This window comes from Stenotrophomonas sp. STEN018 (genome assembly GCF_056760235.1).
In genome coordinates this window covers 26,620-51,875 of the sequence record NZ_JBRREK010000021.1, presented here as the reverse complement: position 1 = coordinate 51,875, position 25,256 = coordinate 26,620, and the positions used below count along the sequence as shown (strand labels likewise).

General features: G+C 63.6%; 18 protein-coding genes. 5 read left to right on the top strand and 13 right to left on the bottom strand.

What is annotated here, in order from left to right; genetic code table 11:
- Nucleotides 1–146 precede the first annotated feature (146 nt).
- Together ACVOMB_RS10060 and ACVOMB_RS10055 are read right to left on the bottom strand one after the other, a co-directional pair.
- Nucleotides 147–836, bottom strand: coding sequence for an isochorismatase family protein (locus ACVOMB_RS10060; RefSeq protein ID WP_481531032.1), 690 nt, complete (start codon nt 834–836; stop codon nt 147–149).
- A 172-nt stretch (nt 837–1,008) separates the two neighbouring features.
- Nucleotides 1,009–1,875: a pirin family protein gene (locus tag ACVOMB_RS10055; RefSeq protein ID WP_481531031.1), complete on the bottom strand. Its 867-nt coding sequence runs from the start codon at nt 1,873–1,875 to the stop codon at nt 1,009–1,011.
- A gap of 124 nt (nt 1,876–1,999) precedes the next feature.
- Between ACVOMB_RS10055 and ACVOMB_RS10050 the strand changes: the two genes are divergently transcribed.
- From ACVOMB_RS10050 to ACVOMB_RS10040, 3 genes are all read left to right on the top strand, one after another.
- On the top strand, nt 2,000–2,905 hold the full coding sequence (locus tag ACVOMB_RS10050) for a LysR family transcriptional regulator (protein ID WP_481531030.1): 906 nt from the start codon (nt 2,000–2,002) through the stop codon (nt 2,903–2,905).
- An 87-nt stretch (nt 2,906–2,992) separates the two neighbouring features.
- Nucleotides 2,993–4,171 carry an OmpA family protein gene (locus ACVOMB_RS10045; RefSeq protein WP_481531029.1) on the top strand — a complete coding sequence of 393 codons (1,179 nt, stop codon included), beginning with the start codon at nt 2,993–2,995 and terminating at the stop codon, nt 4,169–4,171.
- Nucleotides 4,172–4,407: 236 nt separating this feature from the next.
- Entirely contained in the window at nt 4,408–6,327 is a 1,920-nt protein-coding gene (locus tag ACVOMB_RS10040; RefSeq protein WP_481531028.1) for a M61 family metallopeptidase, read from the top strand.
- A gap of 415 nt (nt 6,328–6,742) precedes the next feature.
- Here the strand turns inward: ACVOMB_RS10040 and ACVOMB_RS10035 are convergent, their stop codons facing one another.
- The 10 genes from ACVOMB_RS10035 to ACVOMB_RS09990 all read right to left on the bottom strand — a co-directional run bounded on the left by ACVOMB_RS10035 (nt 6,743) and on the right by ACVOMB_RS09990 (nt 21,949).
- Nucleotides 6,743–8,680 carry an N-acetylmuramoyl-L-alanine amidase gene (locus tag ACVOMB_RS10035; protein WP_481531027.1) on the bottom strand — a complete coding sequence of 646 codons (1,938 nt, stop codon included), beginning with the start codon at nt 8,678–8,680 and terminating at the stop codon, nt 6,743–6,745.
- A 238-nt stretch (nt 8,681–8,918) separates the two neighbouring features.
- The gene (locus ACVOMB_RS10030; RefSeq protein WP_481531026.1) at nt 8,919–10,646 is read right to left on the bottom strand and encodes a carboxypeptidase regulatory-like domain-containing protein; all 1,728 of its coding nucleotides are present in this window, start codon (nt 10,644–10,646) and stop codon (nt 8,919–8,921) included.
- Nucleotides 10,646–12,799 carry a hypothetical protein gene (locus ACVOMB_RS10025; protein ID WP_481531025.1) on the bottom strand — a complete coding sequence of 718 codons (2,154 nt, stop codon included), beginning with the start codon at nt 12,797–12,799 and terminating at the stop codon, nt 10,646–10,648. The genes ACVOMB_RS10030 and ACVOMB_RS10025 overlap by 1 nt, the downstream gene beginning before the upstream one ends.
- Nucleotides 12,796–13,944: a BatA domain-containing protein gene (locus ACVOMB_RS10020; protein ID WP_481531024.1), complete on the bottom strand. Its 1,149-nt coding sequence runs from the start codon at nt 13,942–13,944 to the stop codon at nt 12,796–12,798. Before ACVOMB_RS10020 ends, ACVOMB_RS10025 begins: the two co-directional genes overlap by 4 nt.
- Nucleotides 13,941–14,843 carry a DUF58 domain-containing protein gene (locus ACVOMB_RS10015; protein WP_481531023.1) on the bottom strand — a complete coding sequence of 301 codons (903 nt, stop codon included), beginning with the start codon at nt 14,841–14,843 and terminating at the stop codon, nt 13,941–13,943. The genes ACVOMB_RS10020 and ACVOMB_RS10015 overlap by 4 nt, the downstream gene beginning before the upstream one ends.
- An 18-nt stretch (nt 14,844–14,861) precedes the next feature.
- A complete protein-coding gene (locus ACVOMB_RS10010) occupies nt 14,862–15,857 on the bottom strand; it encodes an AAA family ATPase (protein ID WP_481531022.1) in 996 nt (331 codons plus the stop codon).
- A gap of 16 nt (nt 15,858–15,873) precedes the next feature.
- Nucleotides 15,874–16,512, bottom strand: a complete 639-nt coding sequence (locus tag ACVOMB_RS10005; protein ID WP_481531055.1) for a DUF4159 domain-containing protein — start codon at nt 16,510–16,512, stop codon at nt 15,874–15,876.
- 349 nt (nt 16,513–16,861) lie between these two features.
- Nucleotides 16,862–18,196, bottom strand: coding sequence for a TldD/PmbA family protein (locus ACVOMB_RS10000; protein WP_481531021.1), 1,335 nt, complete (start codon nt 18,194–18,196; stop codon nt 16,862–16,864).
- Nucleotides 18,197–18,217: 21 nt separating this feature from the next.
- Nucleotides 18,218–19,852, bottom strand: coding sequence for a TldD/PmbA family protein (locus tag ACVOMB_RS09995; protein ID WP_481531020.1), 1,635 nt, complete (start codon nt 19,850–19,852; stop codon nt 18,218–18,220).
- 468 nt (nt 19,853–20,320) lie between these two features.
- Entirely contained in the window at nt 20,321–21,949 is a 1,629-nt protein-coding gene (locus tag ACVOMB_RS09990; protein WP_481531019.1) for a TldD/PmbA family protein, read from the bottom strand.
- Nucleotides 21,950–22,103: 154 nt separating this feature from the next.
- On the opposite strand from ACVOMB_RS09990, the gene ACVOMB_RS09985 reads away from it, so the two are divergent.
- The gene (locus ACVOMB_RS09985; RefSeq protein ID WP_481531018.1) at nt 22,104–22,739 is read left to right on the top strand and encodes a DUF938 domain-containing protein; all 636 of its coding nucleotides are present in this window, start codon (nt 22,104–22,106) and stop codon (nt 22,737–22,739) included.
- 48 nt (nt 22,740–22,787) lie between these two features.
- On the top strand, nt 22,788–24,689 hold the full coding sequence (locus tag ACVOMB_RS09980) for a M61 family metallopeptidase (protein ID WP_481531017.1): 1,902 nt from the start codon (nt 22,788–22,790) through the stop codon (nt 24,687–24,689).
- Between the two features lie 203 nt (nt 24,690–24,892).
- Here ACVOMB_RS09980 and ACVOMB_RS09975 read toward each other — a convergent pair whose 3' ends face one another.
- Nucleotides 24,893–25,075 (bottom strand): hypothetical protein, encoded by a 183-nt coding sequence (locus ACVOMB_RS09975; RefSeq protein ID WP_481531016.1) that lies wholly within the window; start codon nt 25,073–25,075, stop codon nt 24,893–24,895.
- Nucleotides 25,076–25,256 lie beyond the last annotated feature (181 nt).

Sequence of the window (25,256 nt, the reverse complement as noted above, 5' to 3'; positions counted from 1 at the left end):
GCTTCCGTGCGCTCGACGGCATCGGCGTGGTGCGTTTCGAAGTACTTGATGTGGGGGCCATGGTGATGGTGCTTTTCGCGCTGCTCATGGCTGGCCCAGTGCTCGACGAAGATGAAGCGGCGAGGGTCGCCAGGTCGCGATCCGGCTCAGCTGCGCTGCGAATCCAGCTGCTCGTGGTTGCTCACCACTTCCTGCGCCTTGCTATAGCTCTCGATCAGCAACTGGTAGTTGGGGAAGATGTTGGTGTACGCCTGCGCCCACTCGGCGGCGTCTTCGCGGTTCCAGGTCTTCTGCAGTTCAGAGGCGACCGCAGCCACATCGATGACCACGACGCCGGCCTGCATCATCCGCGCCAAGGTGATTTCCTGTGCCTGCTTGGAATAAGTACCGGAGGCATCAATCACCGCGAACACCTGGTAGCCATCGGCCACCGCCGCAATCGACGGGAACGCCATGCACACGCTGGTGATGGTGCCGGCGATGATCAGTTGCTGCTTGCCGGTGTCCTTCACTGCCTGCACGAAATCCGGGTTGTCCCAGGCGTTGATTTCACCTTTGCGTGCCACGTATTTCGCGTGCGGCGCGTTCTGGTGGATCTCCGGAATCAGCGGGCCATTCGGCCCCTGCGGTACCGAGGCGGTGGTGATCACCGGGATCTTCGCCAGCGAGGCAAGTTTGGCCAACGTCGATGCCAAGCGCCGCAGCGTGGTGAACGGCATGTCGTGCACGGTCTGGAACAGGCCGCTCTGGTGATCGATCAACAGCATCGCGACGTTGTCCGGATCGATGACGGGTTTCGCGCCGTTGAAGTTGGCAACTTGAGGGAAGGAATACATGGCGAGACTCTCTTGGTCTGGATGACATCGCAGCGTGCTCAGAGCAGCGGTGCGGGGAAGAGATGACCGGGATGGGCCCTGTCATCGGGGACTACGCTGTTGTTTGCTTGGTACTGACTTCGTTCGCCCTCACCCCAACCCCTCTCCCGCAGACGGGAGAGGGGCTTGAGCGTTACGCTGCGATCTGGCCGAAGCGGCCGGAGTTGAAGTCATCCATCGCCTGACGGATTTCTTCCTGCGTGTTCATCACGAACGGGCCGTAGCCGGCGATGGGCTCGTCGATCGGTTCACCGGCCAGTACCAGCACGGTGGCGTCGGCATTGGCTTCCAGTTCCACCTCACCGGCAGCGCGGTCGAACAGCACCAGCTGGCCTTCGCGGGCAAGCTGGCTGCCGTTGAGCAACACGGTGCCGTGCATGACCACCATCGCCACGGTGTGGCCTTCGGCGAACTGCAAGGTGGTGTGCTTGTCACGCGACAGGCGCAGGTCCCACACGTCCATCGGTGTATGCGTGCGGGCCGGGCCACGCTGGCCGCCGAACTCACCGGCAATCACCCGTACCTTGCCGGCGTCATCGGCCAGCGGCACCACCGGAATGTCGGCATTGCTGATGTTCTGGTAGCCAGGTGCCGACATCTTGTCCTTGGCCGGCAGGTTGACCCACAGCTGCACCATCTCCAGCTTGCCACCGCGCTGGGTGAAGGCTTCGGAGTGGAACTCCTCATGCAGGATGCCGGAGGCAGCGGTCATCCACTGCACGTCACCCGGGCCGATCTCGCCACCGGCGCCGGTGGAATCGCGGTGCGCCACTTCGCCTTCATAGACGATGGTGACGGTCTCGAAACCACGGTGCGGATGCTGGCCGACGCCGCGCGGGCTGGTGGTGGGGCTGAACTCGGCCGGGCCGGCATGGTCCAGCAGCAGGAACGGACTGAGCTGGCGGCCGTGGGTGTTGTACGAAAACAACGAACGGACCGGGAAGCCATCACCAACCCAGTGCGGGCGGGGCGCGCTGTACAGGCCACTGATCTTCTTCATCTGTCTGCTCCTTGGGCGGCGCGGTGTGCGCCGGCGTTGGAGAAAAGATTAGATTTGGAACAATCACGCCGGTAGATGGCAAAAAATGGTCTGATAGTCCTATTTTGTGAACGCTGGAGCCGCAATGCAGGACCTGAACGACCTGTACTACTTTGCCAAAGTGGTCGAGCACGGCGGCTTTGCCCCGGCCGGGCGCGCGCTGGGCGAGCCCAAATCCAAGCTGAGCCGGCGTATCGCCCTGCTGGAGGAGCGATTGGGCGTGCGCCTGATCCAGCGTTCCACCCGTCACTTCTCGGTCACCGAGGTCGGCCAGACCTTCTACGCGCATTGCCGGGCGATGCTGGTGGAGGCCGAGGCTGCGGCCGAATCCATCGAACTGACCCGCTCGCAGCCGCGTGGCGTGGTGCGGGTGAGCTGCCCGACCATGCTGCTGGATTTCCGGGTGGCGGCGATGGTGGCTGATTTCATGGCGCACTGCCCGGATGTGGAAGTGCATCTGGACGCCACCAATCGCCGCGTCGATGTCATCGCCGAGGGCGTGGATGTGGCCATCCGGGTGCGTCCGCCGCCGCTGGAAGACAGCGAGCTGGTGCTGAAGGTGTTGGCCGAGCGCACCCAGTGCCTGGTGGCTGCACCGTCATTGCTTGAGACGCATGGGCATTCGCATGGTCCCGCCGATCTGCATCTATTGCCCAGCGTTGCCTTGGGTGTGCCGCAGGGTGAACACGTCTGGCGTTTGATCGGCCCGGATGGCGCGACCGCCGAAGTACCGCATCATCCGCGTTTGATCACCCGCGGCATGGTGGCGCTGCGTGCTGCGGCACTGGCGGGTGTCGGCGCGGCGCAGCTGCCGACGATGATCGTGCGCGATGCATTGGAGGCAGGGCAATTGGTTAATGTTGCGCCGGACTGGGCGCCGCCGAAGGAAATCATCCATGCGGTGTTTCCTTCCAGACGCGGCTTATTGCCGTCGGTGCGTTTGTTCATCGACCATCTTGCGGCGTCCTTCGCTGCGCTGGATGAATCCTGAGCGAAGCACCTGAGGTGATGCGCTGGTCACGGCAATTGAACGGTGCTTTGGCAACAATGCCCGTTCTCGCACAAATGGAGTTGCTGCATGCGTGTTGCTGCTGTGTCATTGGCTTGTCTCACCGTATTGGTTGCCGCCTGCGGGCGTACCCCGTCAACCGATCAGGCGTCCACACCCGCATCATCCAGCAGCTCCGAGGCTGCGCAGGTACAGCCGGCTGCTGAAGTGCTCACCGCTGGCAGCATCGAATTCCCGGTGATACCCGCCATCATGGTGCCAAGCATCATCGGCAGCGGCCCGGCGCAGAAGCGCCTTGAGCTGTCGATGCAATCGCTGATCGATCCGGTCGCCGGCATCAGCGTGCGCCCGGCCAACTGCACCACCGATGGTGGCCTGGTCAATGAAAGCGGCTTCACCAACGTCGATGCACAGGGCAACCTTGAGCGCGTTGGCGAGCAAGGCGTGTTCAACATCGGCGCCAATGGCAGTGGCCAGGCGGTGACCGGTGACGGCGTGGTGGAAGTGAAGCCGGACGGTAGCGGTAGCGTGGTCAACGGGGCAGGCACGTTCGAGGTGAATGCCGACGGCTCCGGCACCTATGTGGGGGCGCACGGCAATATCGAGCTGGACGGCAAGGGTGCCGGCAGCTGGGTGGGCGCCTTTGGCACCATCGAGAACCATGGTGATGGCTCGGGTAGCTGGGTAGGCGGTGATGGCAACATCGAGATCAATGCCGATGGCTCCGGCAAGTGGATTGGTGGCCCCGAAGGCATCGTTGAGAACCGCGGTGATGGCACCGGCACCATCGGCGCGGTCCCGCGCGAAGTGAAGATGGCGCCACTGCCGCCGTTGCCGCCGGCCGGCAGGTTCCCACTGCTGGACAAGTTCAAGCCGTCGGGTGCGCCGTGCGGCTACGTCATCACCCTCAACGACAAGGTGCTGTTCGATTTCGACAAGGACGTCATCCGCCCGGATGCCGGCAAGGTGTTGGATGTGTTGGCAACGGCCTTGGGTAAAGTGCCGTCGAGCGCGATGGAGATCCGTGGCCATACCGATGCCAAGGGCAGCGACGACTACAACCAGGCGCTGTCTGAGCGTCGCGCGCAGGCCGTACTTGCGGCATTGCGCGAACGTGGCAGCGCCACGGATGCGGCTGCACATGGCTATGGCGAATCGCAGCCGGTTGCACCGAATGAGGTCAACGGCAAGGACAACCCAAGCGGTAGGCAGCTGAATCGGCGTGTGGAGATATTCGTCCGCACGTAAACCCGCGCTTTGTTTGTGGGAGCGGCGTAAGCCGCGAAGCCACTGCTCCCACCGAAGCAGCAGGTAGCCAGATCCAAACCGAACCAGCAGCAATTGCCACGAATGCCAGAACCGCAGGCATTCGTGGCTTCGCGGCTGACGCCGCTCCCACAAAACCCAGCAGATGACCATCGGCCCGTGTCATGCAGCGCAGGCTTGTCGCATCATGGCCCTCTCAGACAAACGAGAGGTTGGTGATGCATGTGTTCCGTCCTGCAGTACTGGGGTTGGCCCTGATGGCCGCCATGGGTTTGGCCAACGCGGCGCCGGAGGTGGCTGACGTGGACGCGCGCGGTGTGAAGATCAGCGAAGCCGCGTATCCGGGCACCATTCGCCTCGAAGTCGACGCCACCGACCTGGGCCAGCGCGTATTCAAGGTGCGGCAGACGGTGCCGGTGCAGCCGGGCCTGCAGCGCTTCCATTACCCGGCCTGGTTGCCGGGCAGCCATTCGCCCAGCGGCCAGATCGAGAAGCTGGCGGGCTTGGTCATCAATGCCAATGGCCAGCGCCTTGAATGGGTGCGCGACCCGCTCGATGTCTACACCTTCAACGTGCAGGTGCCCGAAGGCGTCAATGAGCTGCGCATGGACTTCCAGTTCCTCAGTCCCACCGATTCGGCCCAGGGCCGCACGGTGATGACGCCGAACATGCTCAACCTGCAGTGGAACGCGATGCTGCTGTACCCGGCCGGTCACGCCGCGCATGCCATCACCTACCAGGCCAGTGCGCGTTACCCACAGGGTTGGGACGCAGCCAGCGCGTTGACGGTGGCCAGTCGCAACGGCGACACCGTCAACTACGAACAGACCAACTTGGAAATCCTGGTTGACTCGCCGGTGTTCGCCGGCCGCTACCACCGCATGTTCGATCTGGCCCCGGCCGGCACCCGCCCGGTGCGCTTGAACGTGTTTGCCGACCGGGCAAAGGATCTGGAAGCCAAACCCGAGCACATCGAACAACACCGCGCGCTGGTGACCCAGGCACGCAAGCTGTTCGGTGCCGAGCATTACGACCATTACGATTTCCTGTTCGCAGTGACCAACCAGCTTGGCGGCATCGGCCTGGAGCACCAGCGTTCCAGCGAGAACAGCGAAGACCGCGATTACTTCAGCGGCTGGGATGCCAAGATCGGCAGCAGCGATCTGCTTGGCCATGAGTACACCCATTCCTGGGACGGCAAGTACCGCCGCCCGGCCGATCTGGCCACACTGAACTACAACGTGCCGATGCAGGGCAGTCTGCTGTGGGTGTATGAAGGGCAGACCCAGTACTGGGGCAATGTGCTGACCGCGCGCGCTGGTATCCGCCCGCAGGACGCCTCACGTGATGCGCTGGCAATAGTTGCTGCGACTTACGCGGACAATCGTCCCGGTCTGGAATGGCGCTCGCTGGGCGACACCACCAACGATCCGGTGATCGCGCGGCGCAAGCCCAAGCCCTATCGCGGCTACCAGATGAGTGAGGACTACTACCAGGGCGGGCAGATGCTGTGGCTGGAAGCTGACGTGCGCTTGCGCACGCTCAGTGGCGGCAAGCGCAGCCTGGATGATTTCGCCAAGGCCTTCTTCGGGCAGAACGACGGTCAGTGGGAACGTCCGGATACCTATACCTACGACGACGTCGCCGCGACCTTGGAGCAGGTGCAGCCGACTGGTGACTGGTCGCAGTTCCTGCGCGATCGCCTCGAACGCAAAACCGGCCTGGTTGGCGGCATTGAAGCGGCTGGCTGGAAGCTGGTCTACAAGGACAAGCCCAGTGCTTACTTCAAGTCGATGATGAAGGGCCGCGGTGCCAACTTCATCTACTCGCTGGGTGTTTCCTTGAGCCCGGCCGGTTACGTCAACGAAGTGCGCTGGGACAGTGCCGCGTTCAACGCGGGCATTGGCACCGGCATGCAGGTGCTGGCGGTGAACGACCTGCAATACAGCTCCGACGAACTGGAGGAAGCCGTACGCGCAGCCAAGGACAGCAAGCAGCCGGTGCGACTGTTGGTGAAGGAAGTGGATGTCTACCGCACGCTGAGCATCGATTACCACGACGGCCTGCGTTACCCCACGCTGGAGCGGATTGAAGGCAGCAGCGACTACCTGACCCCGATTTTCACCGCCCGCAAATAACAGAGCCAATGTAGTGCCGAGCCATGCTCGGCAGGGGCCTTACCAGCAAGATCAAAAGCGCCCCCTCATCCGCCCCTTCGGGGCACCTTCTCCCGCAAGCGGGAGAAGGGAAATGGTCAAGGCCAAGATCGCCGGTAGTGCCGAGCCATGCTCGGCAGAGGCCTTACCGGCAAGATCAAAAGCGCCCCCTCATCCCAACCCTTCTCCCGCAAGCGGGAGAAGGGCTAAAGCAACGGCAAGGGCCAAAGCCAAGGCGAAAAGCAAAAGCCCAAGCCAAAAGCCCAAAGCCAACCGAACAACCGCCGGTAGTGCCGAGCCATGCTCGGCAGGAGCTTCACCGATAAAGCCCCAGCGCAGCATGGCTACGTTCTACAGATGAGGCCGCTGACACCGCGCCAACGGTCCCACTCGCAGATCAATTCGCAATCTGCACATCATCGATATACACGTTGAGGTCATACGCGGTATCAGCGTGGTAAATCCAGATCGCATCAAGCGTGACGCTGCCGCCGGTAATCGTGCCGTCACCATTCACCCACGCATTCCACTGCGCTGCATCGCTCAACGGCCACGACACGTAGGTCCAGGTGTCGGCCGCAATCGCCTTGCTGGTCGAACGCTCGGTACCGTCGCTGTCATCGATGCCAACGGCGACAGTAGTACCAGAGCCACCACTCCACACCCAGAAACCGATCACACCATTGGCGCGTGTCAACGCGGTGTTGCTGGCCGGAGCGCCGCTGCCCGACAACAAGCGGACTGCCCAATCAGCGCTGCTGGCGGTATCGTCCTTCAACAGGACGCGCAGCGAACAGCTGCCATTCTTCTGCGTGGTGCAATCTCGCGTGGCGGTGGATGCGGTGCTGATGCCGCCGGTGCTTCCGGAGTAGCTCGGGCTGGTATCAAAGTGGCCGACGCTGCTCTCGAAGCGATCCAAATACGTGATCGTGCCGCCGCTGCCGGGATTCAACAGGCCGTAGTACTTCGACCAGTTCCAGTTGATGCCCGGGTCGGTATGCGTCTGGCCACTGTAATGCTGGTGGCCTTTGATCTTGACGCTGGTGGCCAGCACGTTGATGCCGCTGCTGGATGCACCGCTATAGGCGCTGGCACAGCTGATCGCGCTGTACGTGGCGCAGAAGCTGCGCACCAGCGCTGCAGACGCGTCGTACATGGCATTGGTATACCAGGAGCTGTTGTCGACATAGCCCTCATGTTCGATGCCCAGGGTGTAGCTGTTCTGGCTGCCTACGTGCCAGGCGGTGTCGGCATTGCGCACCATCTGCGTCACCTGGCCATCGGAGGAGCGGATCACGTAGTGCGCACTGACCTGCGCCGATGCGTTCTTGAACCAGGAGATGGTGCCGGCGTAGCTGCCCTGGGTGGTGTGAATGGTCACCGCGCTGACTGCGGCGGAGCGCGATGTGGCGTAGTTGGAAGTGGAGGCCGCACTCCAGATTGCGGGGCCATAGTCGGTGCTCTGGATGCTGGCATCCAGTGACGGACTGGCGAGGCCGCTGGCCGCAATGGCGCCGCGTGTCTGCAGGGTTTCGCTGGTTGGGTCGATGCGAAACGCGTCGGTCTCTACCCGGTCCCTGCTGATGTCCAAACGCACCATCGGCGCGCGCAGCGTGACCAGTTGCGGCGCATCGAAGGCCTGTTCCCAGGTGATCGCGCGTTCGGGCACGACGATGCCACGGTCATTTATGCCGCGGTCCTGCGCCAACAACACGTCATAGGCAAAACTGGTACGTGCGTAGTCGTCGACTGCGCTGCGTGCGGCCACACCCGCGGTGCGTGGTGCGTAGCCGGCGTAGCGCATGAGGGCAGGGCGGATCGCCTCGGGCTCAGGTGCGCCCGAGGCGCGAACGTTGGGATAATCCTGGCGAATCTGTGCGTCCAGCAGCGCAGCGGCAGCAAGGATGTTGGTGGCAGCATCAGTACGCACTGCAGTGGTGGAGACACCAAGCAGTTTGGCGGCTTCGCCAACCTGATCTTCAAACCCGCCACCGGCGTACAAACCCATCACTCCCCAGGAGGGCGGCATGCGCAGGTGTGCATCATTCTGGTCGTGCGCGTCGGGCCGCAGCGGTGACCAGCGGCTTTGTACAAAGGCCAGCGATTCCAGCGTGCCACGCGGGATTCCGGGGTAGCGGCGATAGGCTTGCTGGAAGTAGCGCGCATACATCGCCCGCAAGGGCAGCATGCGTGCTTCCTCCATCTTCAACTGCATGTCCAGCACCTGTTCGTTGTCAACGACGGGTGCTTTGATGGTGGTCTGAGCGAAAGCGGGAACAACTACGGCACTGGTGATGACGGCAGACAGCAACACGGCGGTATGACGGTGCATCATCGGTAGGACCCCCAAGCTTGGAACCCCCTGCGTGTGTGGTTCTACCGCAGCGACTTTGTCCGCGGGTGAAGGTGATGCTCAATCAGTGATGGGGTTCAAGGAGTTGCTGGGTTGGTTGCATGTGGATACGGCTGGCAGCAAGACGCAGCCCTTCGTTTCCTGCCGCAAAGGGAGCGGTAGGAAGAGGTGTGCAATTGACGTTTCCTTCGCTGCGGCGTGAACCACGCACCAGACCAACTCAGCCTTGCACGGCGGCGCGACCAGGCCGCCTACGCTCCAGCCACCAAAGCAGCGAAGCAACCGGTACAAACCCTAGCAGCCAAGGCCACCGCGGTCCCGGAATTGGTAACGGCTCCGAGCGCGCAGCAACGCCACCCAACGCAAACGTCGCATCACGCATCCGCTGCGTATGCAGCGCAACCGCCTTGCCCGGGTCCAACAACAAGATGCTGCCCTGCTGACTGCCCGCTTCAACCCGGTGCCAACCGGCGCTCTGCGGCCACGCCGCAACGCAGTTGTTGGCCGAAGAGTCCGGCAGCAGCTCGGTACGACCGCCATCCTCGGCGACCATCTGTACTGGGGCAGCCAAGCCGCACAGACTCACACGCTCGCCACTCCACGCCCACGCGGGCAGCTGCATCCTTGCGGCCCCCCCGAGCGGTCGTGCAAGGCTTGCCAACACCGTGCTCCAGAGTTCGGCGTGCGCGTCGGCATGGCCAGCCAGTACCAGGGTGTAGCTGTCAGTGATCGGCAGTACGCCGATGCGGCCGAGTCCAAGTGCACGCCAGCCACCTATCGCGCTGCCATCGCTTGCCTGCAACAAGGGCACTACATCGTTGCCTCCGAGCTCAAGGTTGAAGCGTTCGACTGCGAGCGGGGTCTTGTTCTGCTCAGCATTCATCACCGTGCGCAGGGTTGCCTGTTTGGTTTGGTCGCCAGCACGCGCTTCAAGCCCCCATTCGCGCAATGCGCGGCGCGCGCCGCCATCCAGCGCGCCGCCGGTGCGGACCAGGACGCCCAGTCCGCCCCGCACTGCGTCGGCAACGGCTGCGCGCTGTGCGGTAGACAAGCCAGCGAGGCGGCGCTCGTCCAACAGCAGTAGATCCAGATGCGCAAGACTGGCGGCATCCAATGCTGCAGGCGCATCGCCCAGCTGCAGGCCGCCACCGATCAACATGCTGGTCTGCAGCTTGGCACCGATATCAGTGCCCCAGCGTTGCAGGTACTTCAGTTCGGGTCCGGGAGCACCAGCCAAAATTCGTATCGTCGGCGCGGTGATGGCACGCACGCGTACCGGCACCGGCAGCTGGTCCAGCACCTTGCCGCTGCCATCGAGCACGCGCAGCGCGAAGCTGACATCGCCGGGATCACGGGCGCTGGCATTCAGTGCTACGCGTCCCGTCGTATCCGGGTTGGCGATATCTGCGCGATGGCCGGCAGGGTCCAGCAGTTCCACGCGCACATCGGGCATGCCCTGTACGCGGCTGTAAACAGTGAAGGCAGCACCGGGCGCGAGTAGCGGCGGTGCCTGCAACTCGACCAGACCACGCGGTGCCTTACTGGGCAGGAAACGCAACGGCGGTAGTGCGATATCGCGGTCACGCGCGGGCAGGCCTTGGCCGATGATCACCAGTTCGCGCGTGCCCGGATGCTGGCGCAGCGCAGTGGCCAGATCCGGTACAGCTTCCGCGGACGCCAATGCTGGTGCTTCAGGCAGTCGCACGTAGTTTGCCGCGGGCACGGCCGCCAACTCGGCTGCGCTCGTCCCCGCTGTAGCGATGACCAAGGTGCCGGCGTGTCCCGGACGCGATGGCGGTTGCAGGGTGAAGTACAGCAACACGCCAGCCACAAACTGCAGCAACAGCAATGCGGCAAAGCGTGGTGCGCGTGGCCGTGGTGAAAGCGCGAAGCGCAGGCTGCCCAGCAGCACCGCCAGTGCGATCAATACAAGGGGGAGCCAGGCCATCATCGTGCTGGCTCCTGTGGTGCCGACAGTGCTTCAAGGTAGCGACGACCACTGGCATCGGCTGCATTGCGGCGTGCGGGTGGGCCTTCAGCGCGACGCAGTGCCGGCCATAGCTGTGCACGCAGTTCGTTCCGACATGTGCGGCAGTCGGGCTGCTGTCGTAGTGCGTCGATCGCAGCAACGACATCCAGTGAGTCCGGTACAGCGTTGGGATGTGCGTCCAGCCAACGCGACAAGGCATCAAGGTCCACTATGTCGTCGCTGGATGCCAATGCGTGCCATGCGTTGGCGACATCGGCATCACCTGCAGGGCGTGCGCTCAGCTGTACAGCGCGATTGCCAAGACCCTCGCGCTTGCCGGTCATGCGCCGGGCCATGTCGATCGGCGGCAGCTCGCTGCCCACGCGGGCCAGATAGATGCGCTCGGCCTGTTGTACCTGTTTGATGAAAGCCAGCGCCTTGTAGGCGTAGGGCAGGGCTTGATCGGGATGGCCTTGGCGCAGGTGGCCTTCGGATTGCCACATCTGGTCGAGCGCGGACTTGAGGATGGCGCGGGTTTGCGGATCGAGCAGGGTGGTGGCTTCGGCGTGGTCGTGGGTATGACCGTACTCGGACAGCACGTCGGTGGCGCTACCGAACACCGGTGCGCTCGTGGCATCGCTGCCGGTGCTGCCGCCATGGTCATGGCCGTCATCATCGGCGTGATCGGCATGTGCATCGGCGCTGGCTGCATCGCTGGTAGGCAGGTCACCTGTAGGCGGTGCCTTTGCACCACCTTCGGCTTCCTCGCCGAGGAACTGGCCGTAGCGCAGGCGCAGGATGCGCTGGTCCACGCCGATGGCATCGGAGCGCTTGATGAAGGTGTCCGCATCTAAACTGCCACGCTGCTTGAGCAGGGCTTCGGCGTCGATGATGATCTGCCGCTGGCTGCGGAAGTAGGCGGGCATCACCTTCTTGATCGTGGCTTCCAGATCGCTGGCTTGCACCTGCTGCTCGCTGGGCAGGCGCAGGATCAGGCTGGCGCTGCGTGCTTCCTGCGGCTGCGGGTTGCGGTTGTCACGCACGGTCAGCCGCGCGACTACTTCATCGCCTGGCTCCAGGCCTAGTGCAGCCAAGTCAGCGCTGTAGGCAAAGCGTCGCGCCGTCGCCGGGCCGCTGCCGCTCAGCGTTAGTTGGCGTTGCTGGAAGCTGATGTTCTCGCCGCTGCCCTTTGCCGTGGTGATATCCAGCGTCGCGGCGCTGTTCACGCCGAAATCGTCGCTGGCTTCAAAACGCAGCTGCCACGAGCGCTGGCGTGGTGCGGCTTGACTGAGAGTCTGCGCCGGCTCGATCACTTTGACTTGTGGCGGGCGATCAACCACCACGTCGAGACGATAAGCGCGCCCGGTAGGTGCCATCGCCGGTGCGGTATGGATGCGATACAGACCCGCACGCTGCAACACCTCGCTGCCGCGCCAGTAGTCGCCGTCACGCTGCAGTGCCAGCCGGCGGCCATCGTGGAATTGCAGCCACGCTTGTTGCGGCTGTGGTGCGAACTGCAGGCGCCACTGTAGGCGGCTGCCTTGCAGGGCGCGTGCATCGAGTTTGTCGCTGGACGTCGCTGCCTGGCCGCTGTACGCCGGGGGCGTGACCTGCAGCCAGCTGCCACGTAGTACGGGCGCGCTGTTCGCCGCAACGCTGGTAGTCGGGCTTCCATCAGCGGTAGCTGGTGCGTTGCCCGCACCGTGCGGCCACAGCAGCGCAGCAGCTGCCATCAGCACTGCAGCCAACAGGCATAGCAGCAGTTGTTGCCAAGGCCAGCGAGGACGCAGGTCAGGCGGATTGCTTTGCAGGCGCTGTTCGACTTGGTGGCGCTGGCGTTGTTGTAGCGGGTTGAGCGTTTGGGCAGCGGCGAACAGCAGATCAGCGCTGTCCTCAAAGCGCGGATGATCATTCAGACGTGCGATCAGCCAGTGCGCGTCCAGCCGCCGCGCACGCCAGACCGCGATGCCGGCAACAACCAGCAAGGCAAGTGTGCCGACCATGTAGCCAGCATCGAAGCCGAGCACGCGCGTGGCCAGCAAGCCGACCGCAAGGGCCAGGGGCAGGCCGCCGAACAAGGCAATCAGCAACGTACGGCGACGCGCGGTGCGCAACAGGCTGTGCGCGTTCATGCCTGGCCTCGTCGGCGCGGTGCGCTGGCCAGCCAGCGCTCCAGCAGGAACAGCAGGGCGATTGCCAACAGCAACCAATGGCTCAGCTCGGTTGCAGGCCGTGCGTACGGCGTAGCGCCGGTTTCCGGCTGCATCGTCGCTGCCAGGGCACGTCGCGGCGTGGGTGCAGCTTGCAGCACGGCGCGCAGGTCGCTCGGGAAATCCGCGTCAAGCAACACCGGTAGGCTTGCCGGCTGCAACGGCGCTGCCCAACGCAGCCATTGGCCTTGTGGCGTGCCGATCTGTTCAATGACCAGTGCGCTGTTGGCATCGCGCCATAGCGGTGAGCGCTGTGCATCGGCGGGCACCGGCGTGCGCGCATCTACCAGCAAGCGACCGCCACCTTGCAGCCATGCGCTTGTATCGGCCGGTAGCGGCTTGGCCGACAACCAGACGTGCAGCTTGCCGTCATTGTTGAAGGCGGCGCTGTCGTCTGCCGTCTCTGGTTTGGTTCCATGCCATGCGCTGGCAACCGCATTGAGATAGCGCAAGCCTTGCTTGCCAGCTTCGTCGTGACGGATCTGCAGTTCAGGCGCGGCAATGATGACTGGCTTGGTGTCGGCAGCATTCTGGTCGAGCACCTGCCAGCGCACCGCACGCGAGAGCTGGGGACGTTGTGCGTCCAGTCCATCGAGTACCGACGGGACAACCACGGTGAGCGTGGCATCGGTTGGCAGCGAGGCATCCAGCTCACGCAGCAGACTGGATACCGGCTGCGTGCCCTGTGGCGCTGCGGTCTTGTCGATGCGTGGGAAGCCCGGCGCCAGCCATAACCATTGTGCATCAGCATTGCCCACGATGCGCTGGGCAGCGGTGAGATCAATACCAGGCAATACGGCGATGCGCGGCTGCACATCAACCACGCCGGTCAGCGCCGGGCGCGCCAGCAGGACGGCGAGCAAGGCAAGTAGCAGCAGGCGCAGTAGCAGCAGCGGCCATTCGTCAAAGCGGATGCGACGGCGCGGGCGCGGCTTGGCGGAGAGCCAGCGCAGTGCGGCGAAATCGATGATGCGTTGCTCGCTGCGGCGGGCGAGGTGGATCAGCAGCGGCAGCAACAGTGCCGCCAAGGCGATGAAGCCGGCCGGGAACAGCCACAGCAGGCTCATGCGCCGCTCCCCGCACGGCGCCCGAACAGGCGCTGCAGGGGCGCGTCGATGGCTTCATCAAGATAGGCGGTGTCATGGCGGATGCCGGCGGCCTGCAGGCGCGCATCCAGCACGCGCTGTGCCTCCTTGAAGCGGGTCAGGTACTCGTCACGTACGCTGGCACCGTCGCTGAGCAGCTCGTCGCCCGTCTCCGGATCGCGGAAGCGGTGACCATCACGGAACGGGAAATCGCGTTCTTCCACAGTCAGCATCTGCAGGTGCACCACATCGCGGCCGGCCTTGGCCAGGCGCTCGGCCAGCTCGATGCCTGCCACATCGAAGCCATCGCCGATCATCACCACCAGATCATTGCTGGCGATGCGCTCCCACAGCGGCGATAGGCGTTGCTGCGGTGGCCACTGCCCCTTGGCCTGCAGCGTATGCAATTGCAGATGCAGGCGATCGCGCTGGCGCAGACCATTGCCTGCGGGCAATAGCTGCACGCCATCGCCGCCAAGGGCGATCAGGCCGAAAGCATCACCTTGCTGCATCGCCAATTCGGCGAGACAGGCGACCAGCGCCTTGGCGGCGTTCATACGCTGCCAATCAGGCCGCGCCTGATCGGCCTGCGCCATGGAGGCGCTGGCATCGAGCAGCAGCCATACCGTGATCGGGCTTTCGCGTTCGGACTCGCGCACGAAGAAGCGGTCCGAGCGTGCGTACAGCTTCCAGTCAATCTGGCGCAGCTCATCGCCGGGTTCGTAGGCGCGGTACTGGGCGAACTCCAAGCCGGCGCCGCGGCTGCGGCTGGCGTGCGCGCCGATGCCACGGCTACCGCTGGCCCGCTGCGGCCACAGCCGCAGACTGCGCAGGCGACTGCGCACGTCGGCGGGTATCAGCGGTGGCGTTGGAGCGCTCATGATCTTCAACGTTACGAATCAGGCCGGGAACGGCACCGCACGCAGCAGGGCGGTGATCACATCATCGGCACTCTTGTGCTCGGCCTCGGCGGCGAACGACAGCAGCAGGCGATGGCGCATCACCGGTGCTGCCAGTGCCTGTACATCCTCGCGGGTGGCAGCGAAGCGCCCCTGCAGCAATGCGCGCGCCTTTGCCGCCAGCACCAGCGACTGGCCAGCACGCGGACCGGCACCCCACTTGATCCAGTTGTTCACTTCGGCCGGTGCGCCGTCGCCGGGGCGACTGGCGCGGACCAGGCGGGTGATCCAGCTGAGCAGGTCGGGGCTGATATGTACTTCACGCACCGCCGCCTGCAGTGCCTTCACCGCGTCGGCATCCATCACCTTGGGCACCACGCCGCTCTTGCTGCCGGTGGTCTGGGCGAGGATGTCGCGTTCTTCGGTTTCGCTCGGGTAGTCGACGCGGACATGCAGCAGGAAGCGGTCCAGCTGGGCTTCGGGCAGCGGATAGGTACCGGCCTGCTCGATCGGGTTCTGCGTGGCCAGCACGAAGAACGGCGAGGGCAGGGTGTAGGTGGTACCGGCGTAGCTGACGGTGCGTTCCTGCATCGCTTCCAGCAGCGCAGCCTGGGTCTTGGGCGGGGTGCGGTTGAGCTCGTCGGCCAACAGCAGGTTGGTGAAGATGGGACCTTGCTGGAAGCGGAACGCGCGCTTGCCGGTGCCGTGGTCTTCTTCCAGCAGTTCGGTGCCGAGGATGTCACTGGGCATCAGGTCGGGGGTGAACTGCACGCGCCGGAACTGCAGTTCCAGTGCTTGCCCGAGCGAGCGCACCAGCAGGGTCTTGCCGAGGCCGGGGGCGCCTTCGAGCAGGCAGTGGCCGCCGGCCAGCAGGCCGATCAGCAGTTGTTCGACAACCTCGTGCTGGCCGACCACGGCTTGTGCGAGCGCGCTGCGCAGCTCGTTCAAGCGCGGCAGCAGGGAATCGATATCGTGGCTGGGATCGGGGGCGGTCATGCGGTCACCTGTGGGGTCAATGCGTCAGTGCGTACATCACGATGTTCACGCCGAACTTGGTGTTGTCTTCGGCCAGGAAGCGTTTGTTGCGCCAGTCGTAATCCCATTCGCAACCGTAGTCCTTGTTGCTGTAGAGCACGCCCAGGCGGCCATCGATCTCGATGCCCTTGAGGTAGTCGTGGACCAGGTCGTCGCCCCAGCCATTGAGCTCGAAGCCGGTGGCCGGCGGGCCCTCGGGGAATTTGAAGAAGCTGTTGTAGATGGCGTGGTTGTTGGGCAGTTTCTTCATCGCGGTGTTGCCGAAGATGCTGCGCATCTGTGCCTCGAACGAGGTGGCGAACAGGCCGTCGATGTCGTGGTTGCAGTCGTCGACGAAGACAAAGCCGCCGTTGCGCACGTAGCGCTCGAAGTTGCGGCGCTCTTCCGGGTTGAACTCGACCAGCTTGTGCCCGGCCAGGTAGCAGAACGGCGCGGCCAGCATCTTCGGGTCGGACAACGCGATGACGTGTTCCTTGGGGTCCACGCGCAGGGTGGTGTAATCGACCAGCGAGGTGATCAGGTTGGACGGCATGCGTGCGTCCACGTCCCAGTCACCGGAGTCGTAGCGCAGGCGGGTGAACCAGAAGTCGTAACGGCTGGCCTGTGCCCGCGCCATGCCCGGCAAGGCAGCCGCCACCGCGCCGCCCAGCAGCAGGTGAAGGAATTGCGCTCGCGTCAGACGGGGTGAGGACAAAGGCGAAAATCTCAAGATGCTGAAAGCCCCTCTCCCGCACGCGGGAGAGGGGTTGGGGTGAGGGCGCTCTTAAAGCACGTGGAGCAAAAGGCTTAAAAGCTCCCCTCATCCGCCCTTCGGGCACCTTCTCCCGCAAGCGGGAGAAGGGATAAAGCAACTGCAACTGCAACTGCAACAGCAACAGCTAAAAGCCAAAGCCAAAGCCAAAGCCAGAAGCCAAAGCCAGAAGCCAAAGCTAAAAGCCAAAGCTAAAAGCCAAAGCTAAAAGCCCTTACACAGCATCCGACAACGAGGTAAACGTAAAGTCACGCAGCTTCATCGGCGGGATCATCATCACGAAGCTCGACTCATCACCAGCAACACGCACTGGCTTACCAAGCTCATCAATATTGTTGAGCATGATCACCGGCGATTCGTTGAAGCGGAAATTCTTCACCGGGTGCTTGATCTGCCCGTTCTCGATGTAGAACGTGCCGTCACGGGTCAGGCCGGTCAGCAGCACGGTCTGCGGGTCGACCATGCGGATGTACCAGGTGCGGGTGACCAGGATGCCCTTCTCGGTGCCACGCACCAGTTCGGCAATTGACTTGGTGCCGCCGCCCATCAACAGGTTGCCGGCGCTGGCCTTGGCGGTCTTGCCCTGCTTCTGCGCCCAGTAGCGCGAGTAGTCCAGGTTGGCGATCTTGCCGTCTTCGATGATGGCGATGCGCTCGCGCGGCATGCCTTCGCCATCCCACGGCAGTACCGCCGCATCCGGATGCCACGGGTCAGCGAACAGGTTGACCTTGCTGTCGTAGACCTGCTCGCCCAGCTTGTTGCCGCCGCCCTTCTTGGACAGGAAGCTGCGGCCTTCATCGGCCGAGCGTGCACTGAAGAAATTCATCATGAAGCTGATCAGGCCAGCGGCTGCTGCCGGCTCCAGGATCACCGTGTACTTGCCCGGCTCCAGCGCCTTGGCTTCGGCCGATTCGGTGGCCTTGCGCTTGGCGATCTCGATGTCCTGGTCGGCCTTGAAGTCGGCAGCGTTGGCGAGGTTGCGGCCCACCCAGCCCGAGCCGCGACCGTCCTCGGTGCGCACGGTGCAGGTGTAGTTGAAGTTGGTGGTCTTCTGGTAGCCGAAGTTGCCATTGCTGTTGGCGATGGCGACGAAGCCGTTGCCGTCTTCCAGGAAGCCGGCAGCGATCAGACCGTGGCCGCGGCAGGGAGTGATGGAGTCCGCTGCCACCTGGGCGCGGAATTCCGGGGTGATTGCCGCGGTTGATTCGCTGAAGGTCGGGCTTGAACGGTACTGCTGCTTGCCGATCGCCGGCATGAACTCCGGATTCTCCGGTGCCAGCTTGGCCAGGTCTTCGGCACGGCGCACCACGCGTTCAAGCGAGGCGTCGTCGAACTCGTTGATCGAGGCGGTGCCGACGCGCTTGCCAAAGGCGACCTGCACGGCCAGTTCGGCATTGCTGACGATGCCGCTGGTGGAGACGTTGTTCAGCGCGAAACGGATGTTGCCGTCGACCGAGCCGGCCAGCGTGGCAGTGCATTCATCGGCCTTGGACAGCGCGATGACCTTGTCCAGGATGGCCTTGGCTTCCTGTTCGGTGAAGATGATCATGGTTCAAAAGCTCCTTGACGATCAGCCGAGGCTGCGCGCGGTATTGATGACGTTGATGCCGTCGAAACGGGCGGTGGACGAGCCGTGCGACACGGCCGAGACCTGGCCCGGCTGGCCCTTGCCGTCGAAGAACGAACCGCCCAGGCGGTAGTCGCGCTCGTCGGCGATGGCGCTGCAGGCGTTCCAGAATTCAGGCGTGCGGATCTGGTAGGCCACGTCCTCGAGCATGCGGGTGATCTGGCCGTTCTTGATTTCGTAGAACAGCTGGCCGCCGAACTGTGCGTTGTAACGCTGCTGGTCGATGGAGAACGAACCATCGCCGATGATGTAGATGCCGTTCTCGACGTTCTTGATCATGTCGGCCACCGACAGCGGGGTCTTGCCCGGCGCCAGCGACACATTGGCCATGCGCTGGAACTGCACGCTGGACCAGGAGTCTGCATAGCAGCAGCCGTCGGACTCGGTCTTGCCCAGGATATGGGCTTGATCACGGATGGTCTGGTAGTCGACCAGCTTGCCGTCGCTGATCAGCGGCCAACGCTTGGTCTTCACGCCTTCATCGTCATAGGCGACCGCGCCGAGCGAGCCCGGTTGGGTCTTGTCAGCGAAGATGTTGACCTTGTCGCTGCCGTACTGGAAGCGCTGCTCGCGCTTGTCCAAGGTGGCGAAGCTGGTACCGGCGTAGTTGGCTTCGTAGCCGAGCACGCGGTCCAGCTCCAGCGGGTGACCGACGGCTTCGTGGATGGTCAGCCAGGTGTGCGACGGGTCCAGGATCAGATCGTACTTGCCCGGTTTGACCGACGGTGCTTTCAGCTTTTCCTGGGTCTGCTTGGCGGCGGCGATGGCGTCTTCGCGCATGTCATACGACTGACCGTAGACAGTGACGCCATTGGGCAGCACGGTCTTGCCGGAGGCGTCACCATCCAGGTATTCGTAGCCCAGGCCCATCGGCGAGGACAGGCCGGAACGGGTGCGGAACTTGCCGCTGGCCTTGTCGATGGCGGTGACCGTCATCGGTGCCCAGATGCGATGCACGTCCTGATCGATGTAAGAACCATCGGTGGAGGCGAAGTACTTCTGCTCGTTGACCAGGAACAGCATGGAATTGACGAAACTGGCACCGGCACCGATGGCTGCGGCGTTCACGCCCAGCAGCAGATCGGCCTTGTCCTTGATCGGTACTTCCATCGCGTTTTTCTTGATCGGCGTACGCCAGCTGACTTCGCCGTAGCCCGGTGCCTTGGCGAACTGCACCGGTGCGGTCTGCACCTTGGCATTGGCCTTGGCGATGGCGGCGGCCTGCTGCGCGGCCTTGACCACGCCGGCCGGGCTCAGGTCATTGGTGGCGGCAAAGCCCCAGGCACCGTTGACGATGACGCGGATGCCGGTGCCGGTGGACTCGGTGTTCACCACGTTCTGGACCTTGTCCTCGCGGGTGATCACGAACTGGCGCAGGTAGCGGCCGATGCGTACATCGCAATACGTGGCGCCAGCGGCCCGCGCTGCATTGAGCGCGTCATCGGCCAGGCGCTTCTTGATGGCCGGATCGAGTGCGGTCAACAGTTGTTCGGCGGCGATAGCCTTGCCGAAGAAGGACGGCACCATCAGGCCGCCAGCGGTAAGCCCGGTAAGGGCTAGGAAGTCACGTCTCTGCAAGGCTGCTCTCCACGGGGCAAGGCCCGCAAAGCGGGCACTACGGCAACAAACGACGGTGGCTTCGCGGTGATCTGCGAACTGTTCGATTTTTGCGGTCAGGTGTTTGCAGCGGTAGTGACTTTAGGCATGGAAGAGCCAACATTTTGGGACTTTCTGCGAAAGGCGACCCCTCCCCAGCCCTCCCCTTCGCTGCGCGAAAGGGAGGGGGCACAAACGAAGGTCGTCAGCAGTTCTGCGATTGCACGGACTATTCCCTCCCCTTGCACGGACTGCTCCCTCCCTTTCGCGCAGCGAAGGGGAGGGCTGGGGAGGGGTGTGCCCTGGCTCTGGCTCTGGCTCTCGCTCCGGCTCTCGCTTTGCCCTTGCTTTTGGCGGTAGCGGTTGCTTTGCTTTGAAAGCCCCTCTCCCGCGAGGCGGGAGAGGGGTTGGGGTGAGGGCAAGTTCCTGCTTCTGCCCCTGCTTCAAGCCTTACCCCAACGACCGCGCCGTGTTGATGATGTTCACCCCATCAAAGCGCGTGGTCGCCGAGCCATGCGACACCGCTGATACCTGCCCCGGCTGACCCTTGCCGTCAAAGAACGAACCGCCCATGCGGAAATCGCGCGCATCGCAGATCGCGCTGCAGGCATTCCAGAATTCCGGCGTGCGGATCTGGTAGGCCGCGTCCTCGACCATGCCGGCAATCTCGCCGTTCTTGATCTGGTAGCAGAGCTGCCCACCAAACTGCGCGTTGTAGCGCTGCTGGTCGATCGAATACGAGCCACGGCCGTGGATGTAGATGCCGTTTTCCACGTTCTTGACCATCTGCGCCGGGGTCAGCGGCGTCTTGCCCGGTGCCAGCGACACATTGGCCATGCGCTGGAACTGCACGCTCTTCCACGAGTCGGCATAGCTGCAACCGTGCGAGGCGCTCTCCCCGAGGATATGCACTTCATCACGGGTCGCCTGGTAATTGACCAGGATGCCGTCCTTGACCAGATCCCACTGCTTGGTCTTCACCCCTTCATCGTCATAACCCACCGCGCCCAGGCTGTACGGCACGGTCTTGTCGGCGGTGAAGTTGACGATGTCGCTGCCCCAGCGGAAACCGGCTTCGCGCTTGTCCAGCGTGGCGAAGCTGGTACCGGCGTAGTTGGCTTCGTAGCCGAGCACGCGGTCCAGTTCCAGCGGATGGCCGACGTTCTCGTGGATGGTCAGGAACAGGTTGGACGGGTCCAGCACCAGGTCGTATTTGCCCGGCTTCACCGACGGCGCGGTGAGCTTGGCGCGCGCCTGCTTGGCGGCGGCGATGGCGTCTTCCACCGGATCATAGGAGTGACCGTAGGCAACCACGCCGCCCGGCAGCTGATGCTTGTCGGCGGCATTGCCGTCGAGGAACTCCCAGCCCATGCCGGCCGGTGCCGACAGCCCGGCGCGGGTGCGGAACTTGCCGCTGGCCTTGTCGATGGCGGTGGCGGTGAACGGCAGCCAGATACGGTGCACGTCCTGGTCGATCCACGAACCATCGCTGGAGGCGAAGTACTTCTGCTCGTTGACCAGGAACAACTGTGAATTGATGAAGTTGGCGCCGGCATTGATCGCCGCCGCATTGATCGACAGCAGCAGATCGACCTTGTCCTTGACCGGCACCGCCATCGCGTTCTGGCGGATCGGCGTCTTCCACTGCACCTCGCCCACGCCCGGCGTTGGTGCCAGCTGCACTGGTTTGGTCTGCACCTTGGCGTTGGCACGGGCAATGGCCAGCGCCTGTGCCACAGCAGCCGCAACACCTTGCGCCGTGGACTGGTTGCTGGCGGCGAAGCCCCAGGCGCCATTGACGATCACGCGGATGCCGACGCCGGCTGACTCGCTGTTGGTGACGTTCTGCACCTTGTCTTCGCGGGTGACGATGGCCTGGTTGAGGTAGCGGCCGATGCGCACATCGCAGTAGCTGGCGCCGCCCTGTTTGGCCAGGGCAAGCACGGTATCGGCCAGCAGCTTCTTCTTGGCCACATCGGCCGGCGCAAGCAACTCCTCGGCAGCGATCAGCTGGGCATTGGGCAGTATGAAGCCAGCGAGGCCGAGGCCGGAGAGCGAAAGAAACTGACGGCGTTGCATGACGGGCGGAACTCCAGAGCCAGCGATGCAGCGCATCGCACAAGACCCTTGAATCTCGTTGGCGCGGGGGTTCATGCACAAGTGACCATGGTCATGCATGGCGGTAAACAGGCACTGCGGCACAATCTGCTTCGTGTCCCAAGGCCCCAGAACGATGACCAGCAAGCCGTACTCCGAATCCTGCGAACGCAACAGTGCACCCATCCTGCAGGTGCTGCAGCAGCACCTGGGCCAGGCCTGCATTGTCCTGGAGATCGGCAGCGGCACCGGCCAGCACGCCGTGCATTTCGCCGCTGCGATGCCGTGGCTGCGCTGGCAAGCCAGTGATCACCGCGACTATCTGCCCGGAGTACGCCAGTGGCTGGATGAGGCGGCGCTGCTGAACACGCCCGCGCCGCTGGAACTGCAGGCAGTGATTGGCGAAGGCCTGCAGCCCTTGCCGCCGCTGCCGGTGCATGACGGCGTGGTCGGCTTCGACGCCGTGTTCAGCGCCAACACCCTGCACATCATGGGCTGGGAGGAAGTGCAGGCGCTGTTCGCCGGGTTGCCGGCGCTGATGGCGCCCGATGCCCTGCTCATCGCCTACGGGCCATTCAACTACAACGGCGCATATACCAGCGACAGCAACCGCAACTTCGATGGCTGGCTGAAGGCGCGTGATCCGCGTTCGGGCATCCGCGACTTCGAGGCGGTCGATGCCTTGGCCTGCGCGCAGCAGCTGGCGCTATGCGAAGACGTGGCCATGCCGGCCAACAACCGTTGCCTGGTATGGCGACGGATGCGCGTTTGAAGCCGGGCGGGCTAGGATGCGAAGACTTCAGGCAAGGGGCGGGGCGTGATGCAGGGACGTAAGTGGTTGGTGGCGATGGTGCTGGGCCTTGTTCCGCTGGCATGCGTACAGGCGCAGCCGCTGGACGCGCGGGCAGCGGCGATGCAGGTGCAGGCAAGCTATCCGGGCGTGATCGAGCTGGAGGTGGATGCCAGCGACATCCAGCGTCGTATCCAGCGCGTGCATCAACGCATCCCGGTATCGGCCGGCGTGCTGACCCTGTGGTACCCGCAGTGGATCCCCGGCAACCATGCGCCAACCGGGCCGATCAATCAGATGGCCGGCTTGATCATCCGTGGCAACGGCCAGGCGCTGCAATGGACGCGCGATTCCGGCGACATGTATGCGTTCAAGCTGCAGGTGCCCGAGGGCGTCAGCACGCTCGATATCGAGTTCCAGTACCTGTCGCCGACTGCCAGTGACCAGGGCCGTGTAGCAATGACGCCGAACATGCTCGACCTGCAATGGCACCGGGTGCTGTTGTACCCGGCCGGCTATGACGCACGCGGCATCCAGGTAAAGCCCAGCCTGCGCTTGCCCGACGGCTGGCAGAGCGGCACGGCGCTCGATGTGGCCCAGCGCAGCGGTGGCAGCGAGCAGTACGTGCCGGTGTCGCTGATGACCTTGATCGATTCGCCGGTATTCGCTGGCCAGTATTTCAAGCGCTTCGCACTGGACGAAACATCCAAGCAACCAGTGTGGCTGGACGTGGTTGGCGAGAACCCGCAGGGCCTGCAGGCCGATGCCAAGGTGCTGGATGCGCATCGCGCGCTGGTGCGCGAGGCCGACGCAGTATTCGGTTCGCGCCCGTACACCCGCTACAACTTCCTGCTGGCGGTATCGGACGTGTTCAGTGGCATCGGCCTTGAGCATGCGCAGAGCAGCGAGAACGGCATGCACGACGGCTACCTGCGTGGCGAGCGGCCCTTCCTCGACAACGATCTGCTGCCGCACGAATACGCGCATGCCTGGGTAGGCAAGGCATGGCGTCCGCGCCCGACCTGGGTGCCGCATTACAATGCACCGATGCACAACGACGAGTTGTGGATGTACGAAGGCCAGACCCAGTACTGGGCAGTTGTGTTGGCTGCACGCTCCGGGCTGTGGAAACCGGACTACGCGATGGCGATGCTGGCCCAGCTGCAGGCCAACTACGCAACCCAGCCGGGCCGACAGTGGCGGGACCTGCACGACACCGTGCACCAGGGCATCCTCGACTTCAATTCAAAGCCGCAGGCCTGGGCGGACTGGCAACGTGCGTTCGAGTTCTACAACGAGAGCACCTTGCTGTGGCTGGGCGTGGACGCGCGCCTGCGCAGCCTGTCCAAAGGCAAGCTGACGTTGGACGATTTCGCCAAGCGCTTCCATCAAGGTGGCAAGCAGGGCGAGATTCGCCTGTATGACCGCGCCGATGTGATGAAGGGCTTGGAAGCGGTGCAGCCCGGCAACTGGGATGCCTTCATCGGCAGCCGACTGGATGCCCGTGATGGCAAGGCGCCGGATGGTTTGGCCGCTGCGGGTTGGGAGCTGTATTTCGATGACCAGCCGAATCTGGTGGTTGCCGATGGTGAGGCCGATGGCGCTATCGACTTGCAGTATTCGCTGGGTTTGAAGATCGGCAGTGATGGCGTTCTGCAGGCGGTTGGCTGGGACAGCCCTGCGTTCAAGGCGGGCTTGGCCAAGGACGTGACGATTGTTGCGGTGAATGGCCTGGCCTACAGCGGTGGACGGATCAAGCAGGCGCTGATTGATGGCAAGCAGAATGGCGCGCCGATCGAGTTGATCGTGCGGCAGGCGGACAGCTTCCGTACTGTGCGTATCGATTACCGCGATGGGCTGCGCTATCCGCATCTCCGGCGGATTGATGGGACTGCGGATTTGTTGACGCGGATTTTGGCGGCGCGGAGGTAACGAACTGCTCGCGCTGCTGGCTATCCCTTCTCCCGCTTGCGGGAGAAGGTGGCCCGAAGGGGCGGATGAGGGGAGTTTTTAGAGCTTTTAAAGCTTTTAAAGCTTTTAAAGCGTTGGGTATGCTTGCTAGAAGCTTCCCCTCACCCCAACCCCTCTCCCGCAAGCGGGAGAGGGGCTACTACCGTCGCTGGCGCTTCTAGGCCTCAATACTCGACCCGATACCCAACCCCAAACGTACGCCCCTGCGCCGGCACGCTGGAAATCTTGCCGTAGGTCGCTTCCGCCTGCTGGCCATACACCGTCCTGTAGTCACGATCGGCCAGGTTGTAGACGCCAACACTGAAACGCCCACGAGCCAGCGGCAATTCAACAATCAGATCAAACACCACATAGCGACGGATCTTCGCCGCTGGCGTCGCGCGGATACTCGGGCTGATCGCCGCAACCTGCGCGTCACGCTAGGCATCATCGGTGCAACCCACGGCCTGGCCCTGCAGGGGCAGCAAACTGTCGTTGGCACAACCCCACCGTCCTTGCACGCCCACCTTCAATGACGATACGCGGAAC

Bases quoted from the DNA above. Each gene is read 5' to 3' on its own strand.
- ACVOMB_RS10060 (WP_481531032.1), bottom strand. From the start codon at position 836: ATGTATTCCTTCCCTCAAGTTGCCAACTTCAACGGCGCGAAACCCGTC.
- ACVOMB_RS10055 (WP_481531031.1), bottom strand. From the start codon at position 1,875: ATGAAGAAGATCAGTGGCCTGTACAGCGCGCCCCGCCCGCACTGGGTT.
- ACVOMB_RS10050 (WP_481531030.1), top strand. From the start codon at position 2,000: ATGCAGGACCTGAACGACCTGTACTACTTTGCCAAAGTGGTCGAGCAC.
- ACVOMB_RS10045 (WP_481531029.1), top strand. From the start codon at position 2,993: ATGCGTGTTGCTGCTGTGTCATTGGCTTGTCTCACCGTATTGGTTGCC.
- ACVOMB_RS10040 (WP_481531028.1), top strand. From the start codon at position 4,408: ATGCATGTGTTCCGTCCTGCAGTACTGGGGTTGGCCCTGATGGCCGCC.
- ACVOMB_RS10035 (WP_481531027.1), bottom strand. From the start codon at position 8,680: ATGATGCACCGTCATACCGCCGTGTTGCTGTCTGCCGTCATCACCAGT.
- ACVOMB_RS10030 (WP_481531026.1), bottom strand. From the start codon at position 10,646: ATGGCCTGGCTCCCCCTTGTATTGATCGCACTGGCGGTGCTGCTGGGC.
- ACVOMB_RS10025 (WP_481531025.1), bottom strand. From the start codon at position 12,799: ATGAACGCGCACAGCCTGTTGCGCACCGCGCGTCGCCGTACGTTGCTG.
- ACVOMB_RS10020 (WP_481531024.1), bottom strand. From the start codon at position 13,944: ATGAGCCTGCTGTGGCTGTTCCCGGCCGGCTTCATCGCCTTGGCGGCA.
- ACVOMB_RS10015 (WP_481531023.1), bottom strand. From the start codon at position 14,843: ATGAGCGCTCCAACGCCACCGCTGATACCCGCCGACGTGCGCAGTCGC.
- ACVOMB_RS10010 (WP_481531022.1), bottom strand. From the start codon at position 15,857: ATGACCGCCCCCGATCCCAGCCACGATATCGATTCCCTGCTGCCGCGC.
- ACVOMB_RS10005 (WP_481531055.1), bottom strand. From the start codon at position 16,512: ATGGCGCGGGCACAGGCCAGCCGTTACGACTTCTGGTTCACCCGCCTG.
- ACVOMB_RS10000 (WP_481531021.1), bottom strand. From the start codon at position 18,196: ATGATCATCTTCACCGAACAGGAAGCCAAGGCCATCCTGGACAAGGTC.
- ACVOMB_RS09990 (WP_481531019.1), bottom strand. From the start codon at position 21,949: ATGCAACGCCGTCAGTTTCTTTCGCTCTCCGGCCTCGGCCTCGCTGGC.
- ACVOMB_RS09985 (WP_481531018.1), top strand. From the start codon at position 22,104: ATGACCAGCAAGCCGTACTCCGAATCCTGCGAACGCAACAGTGCACCC.
- ACVOMB_RS09980 (WP_481531017.1), top strand. From the start codon at position 22,788: ATGCAGGGACGTAAGTGGTTGGTGGCGATGGTGCTGGGCCTTGTTCCG.